This is a genomic window from Enterococcus nangangensis (assembly GCF_005405245.1).
In the GTDB taxonomy this organism is placed as follows: domain Bacteria; phylum Bacillota; class Bacilli; order Lactobacillales; family Enterococcaceae; genus Enterococcus_J; species Enterococcus_J nangangensis.
Window position 1 is genome coordinate 1 of record NZ_BJDR01000029.1, and the last position, 21,987, is coordinate 21,987.

The window sequence follows — 21,987 nt, forward strand, 5'->3', positions numbered from 1 at the left end:
GGAAAATGAAAATCTCAATGATTTTTCAATTTCTGTGGATTTTATTTTGTTTTGGAGGCAGTTATGTCACAGCCTCTTTATTGTACATAAATTTTTAATTAAAGTAATTTAAATTCTTGCAAGGCATGAATAATGCCCCCTTGGGTGTTTTCTTTTGTGACAAAATCCGCTAAAGCTTTTAATTGTGGTTGAGCATTCCCCATGGCAATCTTAACGTCACAAGCATTTAATAAATCAAGATCGTTGGGGCCATCACCAAAGCCATATGTCGGCACATCCTCATACCCCATCACTTCTAAAAGTTTTTTGACGCCATGGCCTTTGGAACCATCATGAGCAATCGTATCGATGGAATGCGGACCATTTCTAAAAAAGCGTAACTCAGGAAAGTCCCGGAGATATTTTTCATCTTCCGGTCCTTTTTCTGATAAAACTAACAACATATTGATGGGTTCTTTTAAATAAAAGTCTTCATCGATAATGGGTACAGGGGAATGGATAAATTCGTAGGCCGCGATTAAATTTTCGGTGTGGCCAGTAACACGAATCTTACGATGGTTGTAAAAGCCCAGCTGGTGACCGTTGGCTTTTGTTGCGGCTAGCATACGTTCAATGACGGGGGTAGTGATAATATCAGAATAGACTTCTGCGCCTTCGACTTGAATGTATTGGCCATTCATGGTAATCAAAGAGGAGATGCCGCTTTGTTGACTAATCTCTTCAATTTCTGGATTCGTGCGGCCCGTGGCAATTACTGGCAAAACGTTATTTCGTTTTAATTGCGCCATGGCTTCGGCAATAGCGGGCGTGATTTGTGAGTGTTCATTCAATAAGGTGCCATCTAAATCAAAAAAAGTTATGGCTTGCGGTTTCATGAAAAATTCATCCTTTCTTACTATCGTGTTCATGGTAACAAATTACAATGAATTTGCCTAGAAGTTTGTGTCTTTTCTTGCTTTTGAGTATACTTGAAACAAAGCGAAGACAACAGGAAAAATCCGCCAAGGAGGAAATATACGTGAATATTTTAATGATTGAAGACAATGAATCGGTTTCAGAAATGATGGAAATGTTTTTCTTAAATGAAGGTTGGGATGCTACTTTTAAGTATGACGGGAAAGACGGTTTACAAGCCTTCTTAGACCAACCAGACAAGTGGGATATGATTACTCTCGATTTAAATTTACCTGGCTTAGACGGCATGTCCGTGGCGCGAAAGATTCGCCAAGTGTCAAAGACGGTGCCTTTAATCATGTTAACGGCCCGCGACTCGGAAAGCGATCAAGTATTGGGCTTAGAAATTGGGGCCGATGATTATGTGACGAAACCTTTTAGTCCCCTCACTTTAATCGCCCGGATTAAAGCGTTACATCGCCGCTTCGAACAAAGCGAACAAGTTACGACCGCTACCCAAGCCACAGATGACAATCCTTTTGATGTGGAAACAGCCCATGTAAAAATTAGCGAAAAAACGCGGGAAGCTTATCTTAATGATCAATTGATTGAAGGCTTAACACCTAAAGAGTTCGACTTGCTCTTTACTTTGGCTAAAAAACCGAAGCAAGTTTTCTCCCGTGAGCAACTGTTAGAACTTGTTTGGGACTACCAATATTTTGGCGATGAACGCACAGTAGACGCCCACATAAAAAAATTACGGCAAAAGGTTGAAAAAGTTGGCCCTCAAGTCATCCAAACCGTTTGGGGTGTCGGCTATAAATTCGATGACTCTGAGGCGGGCCAATGAAATTTCTCTACCAACAACTCCTAGCTTTTTGGGCGTTGATTATGATGGTGCTTTTAATCGTCGGTCTATCTTTCATTAGCTTCACTCGTAATAGTTTAGAGCAAAGCAATTACGCTCAACTTTATCGCTATGCTCAAGGAATCGTCAACTCCAGTAAAACGGATCCAGAAATGATTACTTCCATGAAGTTATCGGAAATTTTATTAGCAAATGACCAAGCGCAATTTTTTTATGTGGATAGTGAGCGCAATATTATTTATCCTACTTCCAATAGCAATCAACAAATTGAAATTAGTAATAGTCAATGGCAAGAAGTAGCCAGTGGTACCACCACCAGTGGACGAAATTATCTCACTAATACCCGTACAACGGATCTTTTGGGAAGCGATATTACTACCTCTTATATTATTTTACCTATGTATAGTCAAGTGGATGGCGCCACAACTTTTGTGCGAGCTTTAGTAGTAAGTCAGCCTGCCGATAATATTCGTAAAGCCATGATCCCTTTTACTGAAAATCTCATTAAAGGTTTTATTATTTCGAGTTTTGCGGCCGTTCTCCTCTCCTACTTTTTAGCTCAGTACCAAGTGAAACGCATTAATCGTTTGAAAGCGGCCACTAAAGAGATTCGCGATGGTAACTTTGATGTGCAAATTGAAACCAATGAAAAAAGTAAATCCGAGTTTGATGAGCTGGGGGAAGATTTTAACCGCATGGCCCACTCCTTAAAAGAATACCGGCATGAAGTTCAGGAACAAGAAGAACGACGCGCCCAATTTATGGCAGATGCGTCTCATGAGATGCGGACTCCTTTAACAACGATTAATGGATTGTTGGAAGGTCTTAGCCACAATGCGATTCCCCCTGAACGGAAAGAAAAAGCGCTGCACTTAATGGAAAACGAAACAAAGCGGTTAATTCGTCTCGTTAACGAAAATCTAGACTATGAAAAAATTCGCACGAATCAAATTAGCATGATGGTGAAAGCTTTCAGCGGTAAAGAAGTATTGGAAGGCATCGTCACTCAAATGACAGAAAAAGCAGCTGCTTCTGGTAATCAGTTAGTTTTAGCCGTGCACAAAGACGCTACCATTTATGCTGATCCCGATCGTTTTGTTCAAGTATTAGTAAACATTATTCAAAACGCCATTCAGTTCACTACTGACGGAACGATTACCATTGATATGACGGAACTTCCTGATGGCGTTAAAATTAGTGTAAAAGATACCGGCATTGGAATGACTCCTGAACAGCAAAAAAATATTTGGGATCGTTACTATAAAGTCGATCCTTCCCGTAAAAATACCAAGTACGGGGAATCAGGCTTAGGGTTACCCATCGTCAAACAAATCATGTTGCTCCATGGCGGCACGATTACTTTAGACTCCACCTTAAATAAAGGAACAACTTTTACTTTATTCTTCCCTAACAAAGAGCCACAAGCGCAATAAAAAAAGGAGGACTGCGCCGTCAATCACGGTGTAGTCCTCCTTCCAGCTGTCAGTGTCCTAGCTAAAGAAATAATTAGGTCGAAAAGGACCAATCAACTCTTGATACGTCGTAGTGATTTCTCCTTCTTTAGCGGCGATCGTTTCATGGTCCAAAAGTTCATAGTGATGAATTTTTAAAGTAACGTGAAGTGCATTTTTTGCCACCGCAACTCCTACTAAAGGACGCTGACATTCTTTAGGAGAAGCAAGATACTTCTTTCCTAATTCAATAACATTTTGATTCATAAAACCCCTCCTTAAATCCAACATAACATGTCTTGACAAATTCAGCAATCACAACATATGTTGCCCAATTTTTTTCTTGGTAAGGAGTGGAAAAATGAACACTACAAGTGGAGGTTCCCAAATGAAAAAGAAAAAAGAACAAAATACTTTAGGAAAGACTCTCGTGGAAAAAATTTTAGACAAACATAAAATTCCCTACACGCAATTAGCATTACCGTGGGAAGAAGACCATCACGTGGCCCAATTACAAGTCGACGCCCTCACCACCGCTAAAGAAAAAATTTATAAAACCTTAGCCCTCACTGGTAATAAAACCGGACCTATCATTGCCGTAGTTCCTTTAAACCATCAAGTAAACTACAAACTGTTAGCCCAAGCTTCCGGTAATAAAAAAGTCGGGATGATTCCCTTAAAAGATTTAGTAGCTACCACCGGCTATGAACATGGTGCTAACACGCCAGTAGGGATTCATGAGACGCATCCTCACTTTCCAATTTTTATCGCGGAGCTAGCTAAAGATGCCCCCACCTTAATTGTCTCTTCCGGTAAAATTGGACGTTCCGTCGAACTAGCTCCTCTTGACTTGGCTAAACTCGTTGCAGGTCATTTTGCATCAATTAGTGAACCTAAATAATTTAAAGGTCCCGCGTCTTTTTTGACGTGAGACCTTTTATTTTTTTATTTTGCGTTGGCTTCAGCCAAGGCTTTTTGGGCTAACAAGTTTAAATAGTTCCAAGGGCGATCAAAATGCGGTTGGAAGAAGAAGTCAGTTAACGCTAAATCTTCTAAGGTTAATTTTTCTTGAATCGCTAGGGATAAAGTATTGGCCGATTGCGTGATGTCATATTTTGACATTAACTGGGCGCCTACAATACGTTGCGTATCTTTTTCATAGACAATTTCCATTAACACAGCTTCGGTTGTCGGCATAAATTCTGGCCGATAGTTATCCGTCATGATGGTACTCCCAACATTTAAACCTAACATTTTAGCCGCCGTGACTGTCAATCCCGTTGAGCCAATTTTTTGACCGAATAGATACAAGCCAGAAGTTCCTTGCGTCCCTCGGTAGCGTAAAGTAGGGGCCACTAAATTTTTCCCCACTAACAAGCCTTGGCGGACAGCATTAGTCGCTAATGGAATATAGCTGGCTTCACCCGTTGGATTGTAGTGTACCACTGCACTATCCCCTGCAGCCAAAACATCAGGATTGCTGGTGCGCATGTATTCGTCAACGATAATCGCACCATTAGGTAACATGTCCACTTGGTCTTTTAACAAGCTAGTATTGGGTCTAAAGCCCACACACAAGATAACTAAATCACTAGCGAAACTATCTTCACTCGTCACTACTTTAGCAACTTTACCTTCAGCATCTGCTACAAATTCTTGGACCGTTTGACCTAAAGCCAAGGTAACGCCGCGCTCTGTTAATTCTTTTTCTAAAATATCGGTAAATGGTGCGTCTAAATAGCGATTTAAAATACGATCTAAGCCATCGATTAAAACAACTTCTTTACCATTTTCCACAAAAGCTTCTACCAATTCAATTCCGATGTATCCTCCACCTACGACGGTAATTTTTTTAGCGTCTTGTGCTTTGGCAATGATCGTCTGCGCTTGGTGAAAATTTTTACACAACAAAATATTTTCGCTCTTAATCCCAGGAATTGGCGGTACGATTGGCCAAGAACCAGTCGTCATCACTAACTTATCAAATGTATCGGTGAAAATTTCGCCTGTTTGTAAATTTTTAACGGTCATGGTTTTATCAGCTAATTGAATATCGAGAACTTCATGTTCCATTTGCACGTTAGCCCCTAGGCTAGCTAGTTCTTCGGGGTTAGAATAAAATAGTCCTTGAACATCTTTCACTAATCCTTCGACATATAAAGCAATGCCACAAGATAAGAATGAGACATTGTCATTTTTTTCATAAACGGTTAAGGAAACATCCGGCTGTTCCGCTAAAATATTTTTCACTGCTGTGGTTCCGGCATGGGTACATCCTACTACGATAACTTTCATCATTAATTCCTCCTTTTAGGCTCTCACCTGAGGAAAGTCTACTGACAAACGGAGAAAAAAGAAAATCTTATGTTTGTGAACTTAAACATTAGTTTTCACATTTTACGAGATTCTAATCCCTTAAAGCTATTATAATGAATACCTTTCCACAAATTCATTCATGTGAAATTTATCTAAAATGAAAATAAATTTAATAAATAATAACCGTTTCTAAATAGAGAGTGCTGTTGGGAAAAAATTTTTTCACAAAAAAATACAGCCCATCATAGGCTGTATTTGTGTTAAATTTAGCTATTCAGCTGCGATAATTTCAATTTCCACTAAAACATCTTTAGGTAAGCGTGCTACCTCTACTGCTGAACGGGCTGGCTTGTGTTCAGTAAAATAAGTTCCATAAACTTCATTGAAGGTGGTGAAGTCTTCGATGTTTTTCAAAAAGCAAGTTGTTTTGACTACGTTACTCGCGCTAAGCCCACTAGCTTTTAATAAAGCATCAATATTTTTTAAAACTTGTTTAGTCTGGCTCACAATATCTTTTCCAACTACTTCGCCAGTTGCTGGATCTAAGGCAATTTGCCCAGAACAAAATAAAAAACCATTAACCGCTTGTCCTTGCGAATAAGGACCAATTGCTTGGGGTGCTGCATCAGTGTGTAAAGTTTTCATCTGCACTTTCCTCCTTTAATTTTTGACATTGGGGACATAGCCCATATACTTCTAAACGATGTTCATCGAGTTGATAACCAGTTAAACGACTGGAAGCAATCTCCACATCTTCTAGACCAGGATAAAAGAAATCAACAATCGCACCACATTGGCGACAGATGGCGTGATAATGCTCCGTAGTGACAAAATCATAACGGCTAGCATGATCCCCATAAGACAACTCTTTGACAATTTTATGTTGTGTTAAAAAGCGTAAATTATTATAAATCGTTGCGACGCTTAACTTGGCAAACTGTGGGGCTAAAGCTTGATAAATTTCATCAGCTGTTGGGTGCCGATGACTCTCAATCAAGTAATCTAAAATAGCATAACGTTGCGGTGTGATTCGCACACCTTGCTGCTTTAATTTTTCAACAGCGGCAGCTACTTGTTGTTTTTCCATCGACGTTTCCCCCCTCTTTTCCTTTATCATACTATTTTCAACGAAAAAAAACAATCTGTCTAGAAGGAAACAGATTGTTTTTTTATTCTAGTGAGTTTACTTTTTTAACGGGGGAAAATTAAGCGTCAAAATCGTAAAGACTAGTGGATAGATAACGTTCGCCGGTATCTGGCGCTAAAGCTAAAACTTTTTTACCAGTACCTAATGCGGCTGCCTTTTGTAAAGCGGCAAAAATTGCTGCACCAGAAGAAATACCTACTAAAAGTCCTTCTTCACTGGCCACTTTGCGGGCGGTGGCTAAAGCGTCGGCACTAGCGACTTCTGCAATTTCTGTATAGACACTTTCATCTAATACTTTCGGTACAAAACCAGCGCCAATTCCTTGAATTTTATGCGGACCAGGTTGCCCACCAGCTAAGACAGGAGATTCGGTTGGTTCCACGGCAACAATGTCGATTTCTTGATATACTTTTTTCAAAGCTCGTCCAACACCGGTAACCGTGCCACCGGTTCCCACACCTGCCACAAAAGCATCCAAAGTTTCGTCGGCAAAGGCATCAATAATTTCAGCACCAGTTGTCACTTCATGAATTTGGGGATTAGCCGGATTATCAAATTGCATTGGCATAAAGTACGCAGCATCTTGTGCTAGTTCTTGTGCTTTAGCAATCGCTCCTTTCATCCCATTAGCGCCAGGGGTTAAAATTAATTTTGCTCCATAGGCTTGCATTAATTTGCGTCGTTCCACACTCATGGTATCAGGCATGATAATGACCACCGCATAACCTTTGGCCGCACCCACCATAGCTAAGCCAATTCCTGTATTCCCACTGGTGGGTTCCACGATAGTCATTCCTGGTTTCAAAGCACCAGCTTCTTCTGCCGCTTCAATCATTGCTTTGGCAATGCGGTCTTTGACACTACCGCCAGGATTAAAAGATTCCAGCTTAACATAAACATCAGCGCTACCTGCTGGCACGAGACGATTTAATTTGACAATGGGGGTATTGCCAATTAAATCAGCAACAGATGAAACAATTTTATTAGACATATGAAAATTCCTCCTTTATTGTCCTCATCTTACTCCAAGAATGAAAAAATGAAAAGAAAAAAGAAGCAGATTTCTCTACTTCTTTTCATTGGTTTTAAAGATTTTCGTAAGCCGCAACAACATGGTCAACAGTAAAGCCAAATTCTTTGACTAAAGTCCCGCCGTTACCACTCGCACCGAAGCGGTCTAAGGCAATAATGGCACCATGGTCGCCAGCGTAACGGTCCCAGCCAAAGGAAGCTGCCATTTCAATTGCGACACGCTTAGTGACAGCTTTTGGTAAGACACTTTCTTTATAAGCGGCACTTTGTTGTTCAAATAAAGCAAAGCTTGGCAGCGAAACAACTGCTACATCAATCCCTTTAGCTCGTAAGACTTCTTGGGCACCCATTGCTAATTGAACTTCTGAGCCGGTAGCAATCAAAAGACCAGCTGGCGTTTCACCCGTTTGTGGAGAAAGAACGTAACCACCTTTAGCTACCAAGTGTGCTTTTTCTTGGGTTCCTGCTAAAACGGGTAAGTTTTGCCGCGTTAAAATTAAAGCTGTTGGTGTTTCTTTAGCCGTCATGGCAATTTTCCAAGCAGCGACAACTTCATTAGCGTCAGCTGGTCGGATGACATTTAAGTTAGGCATACCGCGTAAAGAAGAAAGTTGTTCTACCGGTTCATGGGTAGGTCCATCTTCTCCGACAGCTACTGAATCGTGAGTTAGCACATAAGTTACAGGAACTTTTTGTAACGCTGCTAAGCGGACAGCAGGTCGTAAGTAATCCACGAAGACGAAGAATGTCCCGCCGTAAACGCGGGTCCCACCGTGTAATTGAATCCCATTCATGGCTGCAGCCATGGCAAATTCCCGAACGCCAAACCAAATGTTACGCCCTTGATATTGCCCAGGTTGGAAATCAATTTCTTTTGCCACCATCGTATTGTTAGAAGCAGATAAATCGGCAGAGCCACCCCATAAACTTGGCACGGCCGCGGATAAAGCTTGAATCACTTCTTTTGAGCTCACGCGGCTAGCTTGGGAGAAGCCTTCTTCATAAGTGGGTAAGTTTTCTTCCCAGTTATCAGGTAATTCTTGCCGGAAAGCTTTGGTAAATTGTTCAGCTAAGGCTGGATATTTTTCAGCATAATCTTTAAAAGCCACTTGCCAATTTTTTTCAGCAATTTCTCCAGGAACTTGAATCGTTTCTTTGAAACGTTGGCTGACTTCTTCTGGCACGAAAAATTCTGGATAATCCCAATGATAAGCAACTTTACTAGCACTGACACCTTCAGCTCCTAGTGGTGCGCCGTGGACTTTCGAAGTACCGGCGTTAGGTGCACCGTAACCAATGACCGTTTTCACTTCGATTAAAGTTGGTTGTTCTGTATTGGCTTTTGCTTTTTCAATGGCCGCGTCAATTTCAGCTAAATCGTTGCCGTCTTTAACAAGGATATGCTCCCAACCATAGGCATTAAAACGTTGGCCAACATTTTCAGTGAAGGCTTTTGAAGTAGGACCATCTAAGGAAATATCGTTGGAATCATATAAAACAACTAATTTACCTAATTTTAAATGACCGGCTAAAGATGCGGCTTCTTGCGACACACCTTCCATTAAATCGCCATCCCCACATAAAGCATACGTATAGTGATCAACAATTTTAGCATCATCTTGATTATAGGTAGCACCTAAATGGGCTTCAGCCATGGCCATCCCTACAGCCATGGCAATGCCTTGCCCTAAAGGACCGGTTGTCGCTTCGACACCATCTGTGTGTAACACTTCGGGATGCCCTGGCGTTAAGGAATGTAATTGGCGGAATTGTTTCAAATCGTCAATACTTACTTTATAGCCAGCTAAATGTAATAAGCTATAAAGTAAAGCGGAACCGTGACCTGCGGATAAGACAAAACGATCGCGGTCTTGCCAGTTACGAGAAGTTGCAGGATTAATTTTTAAATGTTTCGTCCAAAGCACATAAGCCATGGGAGCAGCACCCATGGGTAAACCAGGGTGACCGGAGTTGGCTTTTTGTACAGCATCAATACTTAAAGTTCTGACGGTATTAATCGCCAGTTCATCAATTTTATCAAACAAGGGAAAATCCTCCTTTAAGGAATTAAATAATTTTATTTACGGCCATGTAGCCCTTTTTGCTTTTGAATTTCTTTGAGCTTGTCAGGTGTCACATCATTGCCAAACTCATCGACAATTTTCAAACCTTCTACGTGGTGACGCATATTTTCACGAAATCCTTTTAAATATTCTTGCCGTAAAGCCTTTTGTTCTTTCTCTTCTTCACTAGTTAACCCCGTTGCTTTTTTCTTGGCGGCTAGCGCGTTGATGCGGGCAATTAATTCTTCTGTAATCATGGCAACCTCCTTTACCAAAGATTATAGCAAAAAATTACAAAAAAAAATACGAACACTCGTTTGATTATCAGATTTTCCTGTGGTAAAATAAAAAAAGGAACAAACGTTCAATAAAATTTGGAAAAGGTGGTGCCTTCATGCCCGCAAAAAGCGAATCAAGACAGATGGAAGTCTTACGCTTTATTTATCAGCAAGTAGAAGAACGTGGTTTTCCCCCTACCGTTCGTGAAATTGGTGAAGCCGTTTCATTGGCCTCCACATCCACTGTTCACGGCCATCTCTCCCGCTTAGAAAAAAAAGGATTGATTACCCGCGATGCTACCAAACCACGCGCCATTGAATTAACCCCTAGCGGTTTAGAAACTTTAGGCATTCGTGATAAAAATATTCCCGTCCTTGGGGTCGTTACTGCCGGACAACCTATTTTAGCTGTCGAAGAAGCTAATGACTTCTTCCCTTTACCCCCTGATCTTCGTTACGAAGAAAATAGTTTATTTATGTTAAAAATTCGCGGCGAATCCATGATTGAAGCGGGCATCTTAGATGGTGATCAAGTAATTGTTCGTAAACAAAGCGACGCAAGTAACGGTGACATTGTCATTGCCATGACGGATGAAGATGAAGCCACTTGCAAACGTTTCTTCAAAGAAAATAATTATTACCGCCTCCAACCAGAAAACGAAACCATGGCCCCAATTATTTTGGAACACGTTGCTATTTTAGGCAAAGTGGTGGGCTTGTATCGCAATCATATTTTTTAATAGCCGCCCTAAAAAGGATTATACCTATTGCTAGGTATGATTCTTTTTTCTTTCTTCAAAAAAGTATTTTTTTTAGCGGCGTTCCCCTTTACAAAGAGAACGTTTGTTCGTATAATAAAAACATGAACAGATGTTCGTATTAAACTATGAGGTGATGAAGATGAAAGGAACTCGTCGGACGGGCTTTTTATTAATTGTATTGTTGTTGGGAATTTTATTAGGACGCTTAGATGGCGTGACTGTTTTGCTCATCTTCGCTCCCATGATGCTTTTATGGTTGATGGCTTGGGATGAGAAACGCTACAAAAAAGAAATGCGGACGCGCCAACATCCAGGCACTTACTCTCGCGAATTTTCTAACCAAAAAAACTCAGTGCCCTCCCCCAGAAATTAAACAGCTGAAAAACACTAGTCGTTTACTGCATACTAAAAAGCAGGATGAAATCAAAAAATGATTTCATCCTGCTTTTTACATATCCTCTAGGCCGTCTTGATCTAAAAGTGTGACGGTCTTTTTATCGCGGCTGATTAATTTTTCTTTTTCTAATAACTTAAACTTGCGGGAAAGGGTTTCTGGCGTCGTTCCTAAAAAAGTCGCCAACTCCTTCATCTTTAATGGTAAAGTAAAAGTGGCACTGTCTTTTGTTTTACTGAGATTTAATAAGTAAGTGGCTAAGCGCTCTTCTACGCGCTCCATCAGTAAAAAGGAAGCTTGCTTTTCAGTGGAGCTGGCCTTTTCAGCGTTAAAGGTCAGGAGTTTCAAACTAATTTCCGGATAGCTAAGTAATAATTTTTGGAAATCATCCCGCTTTAAGAAACAGACTTCTGTTTCTTCTAAAGCCTCACCGTATAAGGTTTCATTTTCTACGCCAAACAAAAAGTTTTCCCCTTCATAATCACCAGCTTCGGCCACCCGCAACAACTGTTCTTGCCCAGCTGGGGAGAGTTGATAAATTTTCAAACTGCCGTGAGCTACAATGGCTAGGCGCGGATCCAACAAGGGATTAATCACGTGCTCTCCTTTAGCAAACACTTGATGATGCAAGAGCTGATTGATTTTTAGTTGGTCTTCGTGGGGCAAATGATTTAACAAGGGAACTAAGGTAATACATAAATGATCGTGGGGCAAGCTGGCGACCTTCTTTCTATTCTTTTCTTTAGCATAGTCTTTGCCCATGACATCTTCAACTAATTTGTTTACGTCAAGCTAGAAGTTACTTCTGGCACTCAAAAAAAGAGAAGGCGACAAAACTACTGTCACCCGCTCTTCCCTTTTAGTATTCCATTAATGTTAGCACGTCATATTTATCTTGGTTAATGTGGTTACGACCGTGCAATTCTTGTAATTCAATCAAGAAAGCACAACCTACAACGATGCCGCCAAGTTTTTCAACCAATTGGATAGTCGCAGCAATCGTGCCACCAGTTGCTAATAAGTCATCACAGATTAAGACCCGTTGTCCTGGTTTAATAGCATCTTTGTGCAGTGTTAAAGTTGCACTACCATATTCTAGATCGTAGCTTACTTCAACGGTTTCTCGTGGCAGTTTGCCTTTCTTCCGGGCTGGGGCAAAGCCAACGCCTAATTCATAAGCAACGGGACAGCCGACAATAAAGCCGCGAGCTTCTGGTCCCACCACCATGTCAATTTGTTTTTCTTTAGCATAATCTACGATTTGTTTCGTCGCTTCCCGGTAAGCGGCACCGTCCGCCATTAAAGGCGAAATGTCGCGGAAAATAATTCCTTTTTCAGGATAGTCAGGGATACTGGCGATATAGTCTTTAAGATTCATGGTTTTCCTCCTTGGTTGCTAGCCACGCATTAAGTTCTGGAATGCTGGCATAGAGCAAAAATTCTTCAGTTTTCATTTGGGTAAAGCGCGCTTGATAGCTAGGGCTAGCCGTTAGCTCTTTTTGACTAACTGACTCAGCGGCGTTCATCACGCCATTTTCTATTGTAACAAAATTTAAATCAAAAAACACTTGAATCATGAAAATTAATAAGGATTCCGACAGCTTCAAGTGTTTAGCCAAGGGCGCCAATTTATAGCGCACGTCAAGATTTGGTGTGACTTTAATAAATTTAAAGAGGATGGCAAACTTCTGGCGGGAAGGAATCCCATTTAAGTAGGCTTCTTCAAAAGAATAACACCAGAGAAAAATGCGGGTGGCTTGGGTTTGCTTTAAAGCAGTCTTCAACTGAGCCAGCGAGGTGGGACAATCTGCGACGATTAAATTATCACTAGGTAAAAGCTGCGGTAAAGCTTCCAAGTCTAAGACTTGTTCTGGCGGCAATTTTAAGCGTTTCAGATTACTCTTTTGAAAAACGAGATAATAGGTCGTCCTCTTAGGTAACATAGGGAGCCGATTCTTTTGCCCACGGTAATCAAAAAATTCTTTTTCAGGAACTTGATAGTCTACTAACATCAATTGCAATTTTTTGGCACCGTTCCATTGATTTAAATTGAGATTCACTACTAAATCCATCGATTGTTCGCTAAGAAATTCAAAACTTTCCGAGCCTTTATTAAAAGCTAGCACGTCCACTGCTTCTTTGGGGCCGGTAACCTGTAATTTTAAATGAGCGCCATTGACCCCTAGATTTTTGACGTTTGTCACGTGTTGTTTTTCTAAAAGTACCGCCGGCTTGGGATGTTCCGTCCCAAAAGGCGCAAAACGTTGAAGTTGTTGATAGATTTCTAAGGTTAACTGCTCATTAGTTAAGGTAAAAGGCACAAATAGTTCTTCTTGCACGGGACCTTTGACAGCAAAAGCCGTAAAGCTCGCAGCCAGTTGTTCTTCCACCGCTTTTAAATTCGTCGTTGCTAAAGAAAAACCGGCCGCCATACTGTGACCGCCAAAAGCAGTGAACAACGGTGCGACTTCTTTTAACGCTTCATAAAGATTAAAGTCCCCTACACTACGCCCAGAACCTTTGGCTATCTGAGTTTCAGGATTAATCGTCATAATTAAAGTAGGCTTGCGGTATTCTTGGGCCAACTTACCGGCGACAATTCCTAAAATTCCTTCGTGCCACGCTTCATGGGCAGCAAAAATCACCGGTGCTTCCGTATCCACCAAGTCCACAACGTTTTGAAAAGTATTGCTGACTAGTTCTTTGCGCTCTTGATTCGTAGTGTCCACTAGTTGGGCGAGACTTTCCGCTTCAGCTAAATCAAAAGTGCTTAAGAGCTCAACCCCCACTGAAGCATCCGCCATGCGCCCTAACGCATTCAAGCGCGGGGCAATTTGAAAACCGATATCTTCTTCGCTAATTTGCGTCAAGTCGACTTTAGCCACTTGTAAAAGGGCTTGTAAACCTAAACGCTCTGTTACTTGCATCTGTTGTAGACCCAATTGAACTAAAGCGCGGTTCTCATCTACTAAAGGGACTAAATCCGCCACCGTACCAATGGCTACGAGTTCTAACAGTTCACTAGGAATTTCTTCCAGTAAGGCACATGCTACTTTAAAAGCTACTCCGCAACCGGCTAACTGCCCAAAAGGATAGTGTCCAGCAGGATGACGGGGATGGACAATACTATAAGCCTGTGGTAATTCTTCTGGTAACTCATGGTGATCGGTCACAATTACATCGACGTTCCGACTGTTGGCATAGTCAATCGCTGCATGACCTGAGACCCCATTATCCACCGTCACAATTAGTTGGACGCCAAAGTCAATAAATTCTTGGTAGACTCTTTGATTGGGACCATAACCGTCTTTAAAACGGTTAGGCAAATAATAGACGACGTTGGCCCCCACCATTTCTAAAGCTTCTTTCAAAATGGTCGTGGAGGTAATGCCATCTGCATCATAATCTCCGTAGATTAAAATTTGTTCTTGTTGTTCAATCGCTTGTCGTAAACGCGCGATAGTTTTTTCCATGCCTGATAATAAGTATGGATCATTTAAATCAGCAAAGGTGGGGGCAAAAAATTTTTGACAGCTAGCTTCATCGGTTAAACCGAGACTAGCTGCATAAGGATATAAACTCTCATCAATGCCTAGCGCTTGTAAAGCACTGGCTAATTCCGGGGCCACAGCAGTTGTTGTTCCTTGCTGCCACAAAAAGCGGGCTTGTTTCATGAAGACACCTCCAACCCGCCCATTATAGCACAATTTAAAAAGCCTTGACAATTTGCGTCAAGGCTTTTTAAATCCTAAGATCAGCTGGCGGATCGTTACATTATTTTTGATTAAAAAGTGTGCCTGCTAAATAGTCTCCCAGGTGTGGGAAAAGCGTATAGAAGCGACTCGCGCCTTCCATAAACCACGGCGCATTAATTTCCCGCCGATGCGTGCCAAAGTTAGCGACAATTTTATTGGCTAATTTTTCTGGTTCTAGCACTAACCAATCCACCTGCGCTAAGTAGTTGCCACTAGGATCAGCTTTTTGGAAAAAGTCGGTGGCAATTGGCCCAGGATTCACCGTCATCACTTGCACATTGTAAGGTTTTAGTTCTAAACGTAAACCATTAGAAAAACCTAGCACTGCAAATTTAGTAGCGGAGTAGACCGCCGACTTTGGCGTGGCCATTTTGCCAGCTTGTGAGGCGATGTTAATAATTTGACCGTGACCTTCTTTAGCCATAGTTAAACCGATTGCTTGGGTTAAATACATTAAACCTAAGACGTTGACGGCAAACATTTTTTCAATCGTCTGGTAATCCATCTCGATAAAGTTTTCAAATAAACCAAAACCAGCACAGTTTACTAAAATGTCCACTTGCCCTACTTCTTCTGCAACTTTTGCCAGTAAGCTGTCAACACTTTCTGGATTCGCAATGTCTAACTGGTAGCCGTAACAAGGTTTACCCGCAAGCTCGCTACATGTATTTTTTACTTGCCCAACTAATTGAATTCGGCGGGCACAAACGATAACTGTCGCCCCTTTTTTCGCCGCCGCTAAACAAATTTTTTCGCCAATACCAGAGGAACCACCTGTTACTAAGACTACTTTATCTTGTAAATTCATCTCTCATCCTCGCTTTCTTTTAAGGGAATTAGTATCCGATCAAAATCTTTTACTACTTTCGTCGCTGGAAAAATTTTTTGGGCATCTCTTTCTAACACTTGCACGTCTTGTGCCAAATAGCGGGCGGAGATATGGGTTAATAATAATTTTTTTACGTGGGCTTGGCGGGCAATTTGGGCTGCTTGGGTATTGGTACTGTGAAAATAATTTTTCGCCATCTGCTCTTCACCAGTTCCAAAAGTACTTTCATGCACCATGACATCAGCGTTACGCGCTAAGTCTAAAGAGGCAGTCGTAGGACGAGTGTCGCCAAAAATAGCGACAATCCGACCTGGACGGGCACCACCGATAAAATCTTTCCCCTGTAACAAGGTGCCATCGGCTAGCGTGACGGTTTCACCTTTTTTAAGTTTGCCGTAAAGAGGTCCAGCGGGGACACCTAATGCTTTTAATTTAACGACTTGCAATTCCCCTACGTGAGGTGCCTCTACCACCCGATACCCAAAACTTTGAATACCATGATCCAATTCCGCCGCGTAAACTGTAAATTGTTGATCTTGAAAAAGAATGCCCGCTGCCTTTACTTCCACAAAATGGATGGGATAGGCTAAGCGACTACCGCTGACTTTTAAGGCGCTTTTGACAAAATGTTGAATACCTACTGGTCCATAGATGGTTAAAGGTTCACTACCCCCTTGAAAAGATCGGGAAGACAATAAGCCAGGCAAGCCAAAAATATGATCACCATGCAAGTGGGTAATAAAAATTTTTTCAATTTTGCGGGGGCGAATCGAAGTTTTTAAAATTTGCATTTGCGTGCCTTCCCCACAGTCAAAAAGCCAAATACTATTGCGTTCATCTAACAATTTTAAGGCGATACTGGTGACGTTCCGCTGTTTTGCGGGGACCCCGGCGCCTGTTCCTAAAAATTCAATTTCCATAACGTTCTACTTTCTATCTATCATTTTGCTACTTTACTCAGCTTACCACATTTTTTACTTTTTGCGCGGCAAGGTGACTGAAAAAATCGCTCCGTGGGGCAAATTTTTCTCAGCTTTAATCTCGCCATCGTGACTGGTGACAATCGTTTTGGCAATCGCCAATCCTAAGCCACTACCTTTCGTCGTTCGTGCGGTGTCTTCTCGATAAAAACGCTCAAAAAGTTGTTGAGGACTAACGGTTTGAAAGCCACCACCGGTATCTTTTACTTGCAGCAGCCAATTTTTTTCTTGGACTTTAGAAAGAATTGTGATGGTATCTCCAGCTGTTGTGTATTTCAAGGCATTATCTAAAAGAATGAGTAAGAGTTGTCGGATTTGATCAGGATCAAAAAGTAAGCTTTCCGTCACGGTATTATCTAATAACAGCGTTTTGCCTTCGCCTTGAGCTAACTCACTATAGGGCTCGCTGATTTCTTGCAAAAAGTGCGGTACTGCTGTTAATTTTTTATCACTGACACTTTGTTGGGCATCAAAACGAGCCAACAATAATAAATCATTGGAAAGTTTTGTTAAACGGCGAATTTCTCTTAAGGTGGTCGCAATCGGCTCAGAAACTTCAATCACTTGTTTTTCAGGCGACAGAAATAAGCCTTCCAATTGACTTTGCATCACAGCTAACGGTGTCCGCAGCTCATGGGACGCATTAGCCACAAAAGCTTGTTGCTTTTCCCAACCGCTAACAATTGGCTTTAAGGCTCGTTGTGCCAATAAGTAGCTAGCAATCAAAGCGACAATAAAGGCGACACCCATCGCCAAAAGCAAAGTCACTTGAAACCTTTTCATACTCGTCTTAATTTGATCTGTATTAACTAACACTTGCACATAAGCAAGTTCCGTTAAATCAGCGCTGCTAGCTGCGACTGTAATTTGGTGAAAGGTATGCTGAACACCTTGACTATCCTCATAACTCAAACTAGTAATTTTATCTAGTACTGTTGTTGTTAAAGTCACTTGTGAATACTCGGTAAAACGAACACCTAAGGCCTCCTCATTTAACAGCTCCCCCTTTTTACTCCACAATAGAACTACTTGCTGCAAATCACTACGAAAATCCCCATCATCAAAATTAAGATTTTCATCGTTTGGTGGTGTTGTATTATTACTGGGAGGTGTTGTCTTGGGCTCATCCTTTAAAAATTTAACTTCCCGTTCTATCGTGCGCTGACTTTGAGCCGCACTGGTTAAATTGCGATCTACTTCTTTATACATATTGCGGTTGATAGCTTGAAAGACCACAACGCCTAATAGTGTAAAGAGGAGGGCAAACGTTAATAAATAGCCGAAAAAAAGCCGCCGCGTTTGTTTTTTAATTAACTGTTCTTCCATCAGTTGTACTCCACTTTCTGAAATTGGTAGCCAACATTCCGCAATGTTTTAATCCAGTCTTCAATCCCGACACTGCGCAATTTTTTTCGTAAATTAGAAAGATAAACTTCCACGACAGATAGTGTCGTCACCGATTGGAAACCCCAAATGCGATCAAAAATTTGTTCCTTTGTTAAAATGCGTCCTTTATTTTCCATCAAGTAAACTAGTAAGTCGAATTCTTTTCCTTGGAGTTCAATCGCGGTTTGTTGGTAAAAAACTTGACGAGTACCAAGATTGACTTTTAAGTCCCCAGCCTGCAAAAATTCTTCTTCTTGTAACCCTTTGGTCCGTTTTAAGATAGCTTTAATCCGCAAAACTAATTCTTCCCGGAAAAAAGGTTTCGTTAAATAATCGTCAGCACCTTTTTCAAAACCTGCCACTTTATCTTGCAATTGATCTTTGGCCGTTAACAATAAAACCGGCGTATAGATTTGCTTTTTTCGTAAAGTGGCCAACACGCTGAGGCCATCTAGCCCCGGCAACATAATATCTAAAACTACTACATCAAAAAGTCCAGTCTGGGCTTTAGCTAGCCCAGTTAAACCGTCGTGGCAAATAGTGACTTGTGCTAAATCTTTTAAAAAATCAGCGACGGCTTGCGCGAGTTCAACGTCATCTTCGACAACTAATAATTCGTACATGGAAAGCCTCCAAAAAAACCGAGGAGGAATAATCCGCCTCGGATTTATTTATTTTTTTGCTGCTGCATCACTAGTGGCTGTGGGTTCTTTTTTAGCCGCCTCAATACTAGCCATCACGTCTGCAAAGTCTAAGCGATTAATTTGGCCCCCCAGCTCTCCCATAATCAATTGATTTAAAGGACGATTATCCTCTTCATCGGCAATCAGTACCACGCCGGTTTCTCCTTCGTGAATCTGATCGTTGACATGTTCGAAAATGGTCTTAGCTAAACGAATCTCTTTGGCATCTTGAACGCTGCCAATCACCGAACCTGTCAGCCAGCCAATGAGCATCCCAGGAAGACCAGCGCCAAAAATGCCAATAATGGAACCAATCATACTGCTTTTGGCCGTTTTGTTTTGACCTGTAAAATCAATGAAATCTTCAATCGTAAAAGTGTGGCTACCGTCTGTTTTTTGTTGGACTACCGCCATCTGTTCACCTTTTAAAGCACCACTTGCAACTAATTTTTTTATTTCAGAAAAAGCTTGGTAGTTCTTTGCTTCGGCATCAAAATCTAGGATGATTACTTTTTTCATGGAATCAACCTCCTTTGCCTTCATTGTAGCAAACAGCAACGGGATTCAGCAAACAAGAGCTGTTTATTCTTGGGTGGTTTGTGGAGAATTATTAGTACTATCGGGGCGTGTTGGACCGCCGCCTTGCGGCATGTCTTGACGACCACCGCCTCCCATGCCACCACCCATTTGACCGCCACTATACGTCGAGCCATCTTGATTAAGGCTAGAGCTCGTCTCTGTTAAGGTCAGGGTGTAACTATCGTCCCCCACTTTAACGGTCACCGTGCCAGTCTTAAGTTCCGTTGAAGCAAAGACAATTGTTTGCAAACTTTTAGCACTCGTATAGCTTCCTAAGATTTTACCATCTTGACTAATTTCAATCGCGCCACCATTCACTTGGCTATCTAAATAAAGTTCAAAGTTCGTGGTGGTGGAATCGTTGCTGACGCTTTGGGCCATTCCGGCAGCACCACTAGCCATTAACGTGCCACCAGTAAGTTCAAATGTTCCTGCATAATCCAAGGCACCGTTGCCGCCATTTGTCGGCCCGTAAACGGTCACGTTCCCGCCAGACATGGTAATATCGCCATTACTGTCTAACCCGTCGCCATCGGCATTGACGATTAACGTGCCGCCGGTAATATTTAATACACTGCCGTCACTTTGATCCATGCCACCACCGCCGCCAAAGCCACCAGCACTCGTGGTAGTTGAACCAGCTGAGGCATTAAGGCCATCATCACTGGCAGTCACGTCGATTGTCCCGCCCGCTAAATTAATCGTTGCCCCTTCCAGTCCTTCATTAGATTGGCTAATCGTTACTGTTCCGTCGTTAATAGTCAAGGTGCTATCGGCATGAATGCCGTCGTCTTGGCTGGCTAAGTCCAGTGTCCCGCCATTAATCGTAATATTACTATCACTGTGCAAACTATCATCAACAGCATCAATCGTGTAGACGCCGCTGTTCATTACGATATCGCCGCTAGCTTTCAACCCTTTTAAACTCACGGCATCACTGGCAGCGGATAATTCACCAGTTGTGGTAATCGCCATTGTGGCTTGTTGCAAATATAAAATCGTCGCCGCTTGCACGCCGTCAGATTGACTGTTGATAGTAAACGTGCCACCATCAATGGCTACATATCCTTTATCGCTTTCTTCGGTGTTAGTACTTTGAATCCCATCGCCACCGGTTGTGGTTAAGTCATAGGTTCCGGCTAAAATGGCTACCTTATCTTTTCCTTTGATAGCATCCCCCACTGCATCTACTTCATAGCTACCAGCTATAAAAGTTAAATCATCTTTAGATTGAATGGCATTTTTATATTTCCCGCTAACTTTTAGCGTGCCACTGCCGTTAAAGGTTAGGTCGGCCTTACTGTAAATAGCTGCCGTCGTCCCGTCATCACTAGTCTCACTATAATTCGCCCCATCACTAACTGTATTCATCGTATCTTGAGCCAAAGTAATAATTACTTTATCCGCTTCAATAATGTTTAGAGCGCTGCCGGTGGGATTACTTAAGGTCACCCCGTTAAAAATCAAATGCACTTCTTCAGTAGTATTGACGGTAATTTCACCAGTAAAGTCCCCGCTTAAGGCATAATTACCACCTTGAGTAATCGCTAGTACGCCGTCTTTAAGCACCGCGCCAGTGCCTTCAATGGTGGCGGAACTGCCACTTAAAGTAAGCGTGGTATCTATCGTTGTCGTGTCGTCATTATAATCTTCGTCGTGGTAATTGCCTTTCAACTCGTTTGTACTACTAGTGTCCGCAGCAGTAGCCACCACACTGCTGGTCGTGCTCTTACTTTCCTGACTTTCTGAGCTATTCGTTGCACTACTGCTTTCTTTTTGACAGGCAGCCAGTAACAAGCCGCAGACAAAAATGAAAGCTAGCAGACTTTTTTTCTTCTTGTTCGTCATAAAATTTTCCTCCTATAATTCGTCACGATTAACAGCGACACGACCAATGCTAATGGGTAGATTACCGTTGCGCACTCTTAAGTCGTCTAATAAATTTTTTTGTTGCGTACTGTCTTTTAAAGTTAACAAGTAATTCAATTCATAAAGGCTCCCCATGTCGGTGGTTTTTACTTGTTGTAATTCATAACTGGTAGTGTATTTTTCCAGTAAATCATCAAAAATATTGGCGAAATCTAAATCCTCGGCTAAAGTAATTTTTAATTGACGTTGCGGGCGGGGGGGCATTTTACCAAAAGGTGTCACAGTGACAATAAAATAAAAGACAGCAGCAACACCTGAGAATAAGGCGGCGTAACCCACATAGCCCATCCCAGTGGCCAGACCAATGCCCATGGACCAAAAAATAGTAACAATTTCTTTGGAACCTCCTGGCACTGAACGGAAGCGAATCAGGCTAAAAGCACCCACTACCGCGACCCCAGCTCCTAAGTTCCCGTTGACTAACATAATCACTAGTTGGACGAACAACGGTAAAATCGCTAAGGTAACCACAAAGTTTTTCGTGTAATAATTTTTAAACATGTAACAATACGCCACTACTAGTCCCAGCCCTAAGGAACAGAGCATCGTGACAAGTAAGGTGCCTAAAGAAAAAGTCGTGGTGGTGGTAGTACTCGTTGTAAATAAACTATCTAACATTTGGTTTCCTCCTTAAAAGCGCCT

The 21,987-nt window shown here is 41.8% G+C and carries 23 protein-coding genes; 5 read left to right on the plus strand and 18 right to left on the minus strand.

Annotated features, from left to right (window positions below; all coding sequences use genetic code 11):
* Positions 1–98: 98 nt before the first annotated feature.
* Positions 99–875, minus strand: coding sequence for a Cof-type HAD-IIB family hydrolase (locus FFM57_RS08590; RefSeq protein WP_137600109.1), 777 nt, complete (start codon positions 873–875; stop codon positions 99–101).
* A gap of 143 nt (positions 876–1,018) precedes the next feature.
* Here FFM57_RS08590 and FFM57_RS08595 point away from each other — a divergent pair, with 143 nt between their 5' ends.
* Both FFM57_RS08595 and FFM57_RS08600 read left to right on the plus strand, forming a co-directional pair.
* Positions 1,019–1,744 carry a winged helix-turn-helix domain-containing protein gene (locus tag FFM57_RS08595; RefSeq protein ID WP_137600110.1) on the plus strand — a complete coding sequence of 242 codons (726 nt, stop codon included), beginning with the start codon at positions 1,019–1,021 and terminating at the stop codon, positions 1,742–1,744.
* The gene (locus tag FFM57_RS08600; RefSeq protein ID WP_137600111.1) at positions 1,741–3,195 is read left to right on the plus strand and encodes an ATP-binding protein; all 1,455 of its coding nucleotides are present in this window, start codon (positions 1,741–1,743) and stop codon (positions 3,193–3,195) included. The genes FFM57_RS08595 and FFM57_RS08600 overlap by 4 nt, the downstream gene beginning before the upstream one ends.
* 57 nt (positions 3,196–3,252) lie before the next feature.
* Here the strand turns inward: FFM57_RS08600 and FFM57_RS08605 are convergent, their stop codons facing one another.
* A complete protein-coding gene (locus tag FFM57_RS08605) occupies positions 3,253–3,480 on the minus strand; it encodes a hypothetical protein (RefSeq protein ID WP_137600112.1) in 228 nt (75 codons plus the stop codon).
* A gap of 121 nt (positions 3,481–3,601) precedes the next feature.
* On the opposite strand from FFM57_RS08605, the gene FFM57_RS08610 reads away from it, so the two are divergent.
* Positions 3,602–4,114 (plus strand): aminoacyl-tRNA deacylase, encoded by a 513-nt coding sequence (locus FFM57_RS08610; RefSeq protein WP_137600113.1) that lies wholly within the window; start codon positions 3,602–3,604, stop codon positions 4,112–4,114.
* A gap of 44 nt (positions 4,115–4,158) precedes the next feature.
* On the opposite strand, the gene FFM57_RS08615 is transcribed toward FFM57_RS08610, so the two are convergent.
* The 6 genes from FFM57_RS08615 to FFM57_RS08640 form a co-directional block, all read right to left on the minus strand.
* Positions 4,159–5,508, minus strand: a complete 1,350-nt coding sequence (locus FFM57_RS08615) for an FAD-dependent oxidoreductase (RefSeq protein ID WP_137600114.1) — start codon at positions 5,506–5,508, stop codon at positions 4,159–4,161.
* 291 nt (positions 5,509–5,799) lie between these two features.
* Positions 5,800–6,174 carry a RidA family protein gene (locus FFM57_RS08620; RefSeq protein ID WP_137600115.1) on the minus strand — a complete coding sequence of 125 codons (375 nt, stop codon included), beginning with the start codon at positions 6,172–6,174 and terminating at the stop codon, positions 5,800–5,802.
* Positions 6,155–6,616 (minus strand): Fur family transcriptional regulator, encoded by a 462-nt coding sequence (locus FFM57_RS08625; RefSeq protein ID WP_137600116.1) that lies wholly within the window; start codon positions 6,614–6,616, stop codon positions 6,155–6,157. The genes FFM57_RS08620 and FFM57_RS08625 overlap by 20 nt, the downstream gene beginning before the upstream one ends.
* 118 nt (positions 6,617–6,734) lie before the next feature.
* Positions 6,735–7,667 carry a cysteine synthase A gene (cysK, locus tag FFM57_RS08630; RefSeq protein WP_137600117.1) on the minus strand — a complete coding sequence of 311 codons (933 nt, stop codon included), beginning with the start codon at positions 7,665–7,667 and terminating at the stop codon, positions 6,735–6,737.
* Positions 7,668–7,761: 94 nt separating this feature from the next.
* Positions 7,762–9,753, minus strand: coding sequence for a transketolase (gene tkt / locus FFM57_RS08635; protein WP_137600118.1), 1,992 nt, complete (start codon positions 9,751–9,753; stop codon positions 7,762–7,764).
* A gap of 32 nt (positions 9,754–9,785) precedes the next feature.
* Complete coding sequence (locus FFM57_RS08640; RefSeq protein WP_137600119.1) at positions 9,786–10,028, minus strand: DUF896 family protein; 243 nt, start codon at positions 10,026–10,028, stop codon at positions 9,786–9,788.
* A gap of 137 nt (positions 10,029–10,165) precedes the next feature.
* On the opposite strand from FFM57_RS08640, the gene lexA reads away from it, so the two are divergent.
* Positions 10,166–10,789, plus strand: coding sequence for a transcriptional repressor LexA (lexA, locus tag FFM57_RS08645; RefSeq protein ID WP_137600120.1), 624 nt, complete (start codon positions 10,166–10,168; stop codon positions 10,787–10,789).
* A 160-nt stretch (positions 10,790–10,949) separates the two neighbouring features.
* Positions 10,950–11,183: a hypothetical protein gene (locus FFM57_RS08650; protein WP_137600121.1), complete on the plus strand. Its 234-nt coding sequence runs from the start codon at positions 10,950–10,952 to the stop codon at positions 11,181–11,183.
* A gap of 75 nt (positions 11,184–11,258) precedes the next feature.
* Here the strand turns inward: FFM57_RS08650 and FFM57_RS08655 are convergent, their stop codons facing one another.
* The 10 genes from FFM57_RS08655 to FFM57_RS08700 form a co-directional block, all read right to left on the minus strand.
* Positions 11,259–11,918, minus strand: a complete 660-nt coding sequence (locus tag FFM57_RS08655; protein WP_137600137.1) for a Crp/Fnr family transcriptional regulator — start codon at positions 11,916–11,918, stop codon at positions 11,259–11,261.
* A gap of 145 nt (positions 11,919–12,063) precedes the next feature.
* Entirely contained in the window at positions 12,064–12,582 is a 519-nt protein-coding gene (locus FFM57_RS08660; protein ID WP_137600122.1) for an adenine phosphoribosyltransferase, read from the minus strand.
* A complete protein-coding gene (gene recJ / locus FFM57_RS08665; protein WP_137600123.1) occupies positions 12,572–14,878 on the minus strand; it encodes a single-stranded-DNA-specific exonuclease RecJ in 2,307 nt (768 codons plus the stop codon). The genes FFM57_RS08660 and recJ overlap by 11 nt, the downstream gene beginning before the upstream one ends.
* 100 nt (positions 14,879–14,978) lie before the next feature.
* A complete protein-coding gene (locus tag FFM57_RS08670) occupies positions 14,979–15,767 on the minus strand; it encodes an SDR family NAD(P)-dependent oxidoreductase (RefSeq protein ID WP_137600124.1) in 789 nt (262 codons plus the stop codon).
* Complete coding sequence (gene rnz, locus FFM57_RS08675; protein ID WP_137600125.1) at positions 15,764–16,708, minus strand: ribonuclease Z; 945 nt, start codon at positions 16,706–16,708, stop codon at positions 15,764–15,766. Before rnz ends, FFM57_RS08670 begins: the two co-directional genes overlap by 4 nt.
* A 54-nt stretch (positions 16,709–16,762) precedes the next feature.
* Positions 16,763–18,094 carry a sensor histidine kinase gene (locus FFM57_RS08680; protein WP_137600126.1) on the minus strand — a complete coding sequence of 444 codons (1,332 nt, stop codon included), beginning with the start codon at positions 18,092–18,094 and terminating at the stop codon, positions 16,763–16,765.
* Positions 18,094–18,777: a response regulator transcription factor gene (locus FFM57_RS08685; RefSeq protein ID WP_137600127.1), complete on the minus strand. Its 684-nt coding sequence runs from the start codon at positions 18,775–18,777 to the stop codon at positions 18,094–18,096. Before FFM57_RS08685 ends, FFM57_RS08680 begins: the two co-directional genes overlap by 1 nt.
* A gap of 48 nt (positions 18,778–18,825) precedes the next feature.
* On the minus strand, positions 18,826–19,356 hold the full coding sequence (locus tag FFM57_RS08690) for a DUF1269 domain-containing protein (protein WP_137600128.1): 531 nt from the start codon (positions 19,354–19,356) through the stop codon (positions 18,826–18,828).
* 63 nt (positions 19,357–19,419) lie between these two features.
* A complete protein-coding gene (locus tag FFM57_RS08695; RefSeq protein WP_137600129.1) occupies positions 19,420–21,264 on the minus strand; it encodes a carbohydrate-binding domain-containing protein in 1,845 nt (614 codons plus the stop codon).
* A 12-nt stretch (positions 21,265–21,276) separates the two neighbouring features.
* Positions 21,277–21,963, minus strand: coding sequence for a DUF4956 domain-containing protein (locus tag FFM57_RS08700; protein ID WP_137600130.1), 687 nt, complete (start codon positions 21,961–21,963; stop codon positions 21,277–21,279).
* Positions 21,964–21,987 lie beyond the last annotated feature (24 nt).

Coding starts and splice junctions, on each gene's coding strand:
- FFM57_RS08590 (WP_137600109.1), bottom strand. CDS start 875: ATGAAACCGCAAGCCATAACTTTTTTTGATTTAGATGGCACCTTATTG.
- FFM57_RS08600 (WP_137600111.1), top strand. CDS start 1,741: ATGAAATTTCTCTACCAACAACTCCTAGCTTTTTGGGCGTTGATTATG.
- FFM57_RS08605 (WP_137600112.1), bottom strand. CDS start 3,480: ATGAATCAAAATGTTATTGAATTAGGAAAGAAGTATCTTGCTTCTCCT.
- FFM57_RS08610 (WP_137600113.1), top strand. CDS start 3,602: ATGAAAAAGAAAAAAGAACAAAATACTTTAGGAAAGACTCTCGTGGAA.
- FFM57_RS08615 (WP_137600114.1), bottom strand. CDS start 5,508: ATGAAAGTTATCGTAGTAGGATGTACCCATGCCGGAACCACAGCAGTG.
- FFM57_RS08620 (WP_137600115.1), bottom strand. CDS start 6,174: ATGAAAACTTTACACACTGATGCAGCACCCCAAGCAATTGGTCCTTAT.
- FFM57_RS08625 (WP_137600116.1), bottom strand. CDS start 6,616: ATGGAAAAACAACAAGTAGCTGCCGCTGTTGAAAAATTAAAGCAGCAA.
- cysK (WP_137600117.1), bottom strand. CDS start 7,667: ATGTCTAATAAAATTGTTTCATCTGTTGCTGATTTAATTGGCAATACC.
- FFM57_RS08640 (WP_137600119.1), bottom strand. CDS start 10,028: ATGATTACAGAAGAATTAATTGCCCGCATCAACGCGCTAGCCGCCAAG.
- lexA (WP_137600120.1), top strand. CDS start 10,166: ATGCCCGCAAAAAGCGAATCAAGACAGATGGAAGTCTTACGCTTTATT.
- FFM57_RS08650 (WP_137600121.1), top strand. CDS start 10,950: ATGAAAGGAACTCGTCGGACGGGCTTTTTATTAATTGTATTGTTGTTG.
- FFM57_RS08660 (WP_137600122.1), bottom strand. CDS start 12,582: ATGAATCTTAAAGACTATATCGCCAGTATCCCTGACTATCCTGAAAAA.
- recJ (WP_137600123.1), bottom strand. CDS start 14,878: ATGAAACAAGCCCGCTTTTTGTGGCAGCAAGGAACAACAACTGCTGTG.
- FFM57_RS08670 (WP_137600124.1), bottom strand. CDS start 15,767: ATGAATTTACAAGATAAAGTAGTCTTAGTAACAGGTGGTTCCTCTGGT.
- rnz (WP_137600125.1), bottom strand. CDS start 16,708: ATGGAAATTGAATTTTTAGGAACAGGCGCCGGGGTCCCCGCAAAACAG.
- FFM57_RS08680 (WP_137600126.1), bottom strand. CDS start 18,094: ATGGAAGAACAGTTAATTAAAAAACAAACGCGGCGGCTTTTTTTCGGC.
- FFM57_RS08685 (WP_137600127.1), bottom strand. CDS start 18,777: ATGTACGAATTATTAGTTGTCGAAGATGACGTTGAACTCGCGCAAGCC.
- FFM57_RS08690 (WP_137600128.1), bottom strand. CDS start 19,356: ATGAAAAAAGTAATCATCCTAGATTTTGATGCCGAAGCAAAGAACTAC.
- FFM57_RS08695 (WP_137600129.1), bottom strand. CDS start 21,264: ATGACGAACAAGAAGAAAAAAAGTCTGCTAGCTTTCATTTTTGTCTGC.
- FFM57_RS08700 (WP_137600130.1), bottom strand. CDS start 21,963: ATGTTAGATAGTTTATTTACAACGAGTACTACCACCACCACGACTTTT.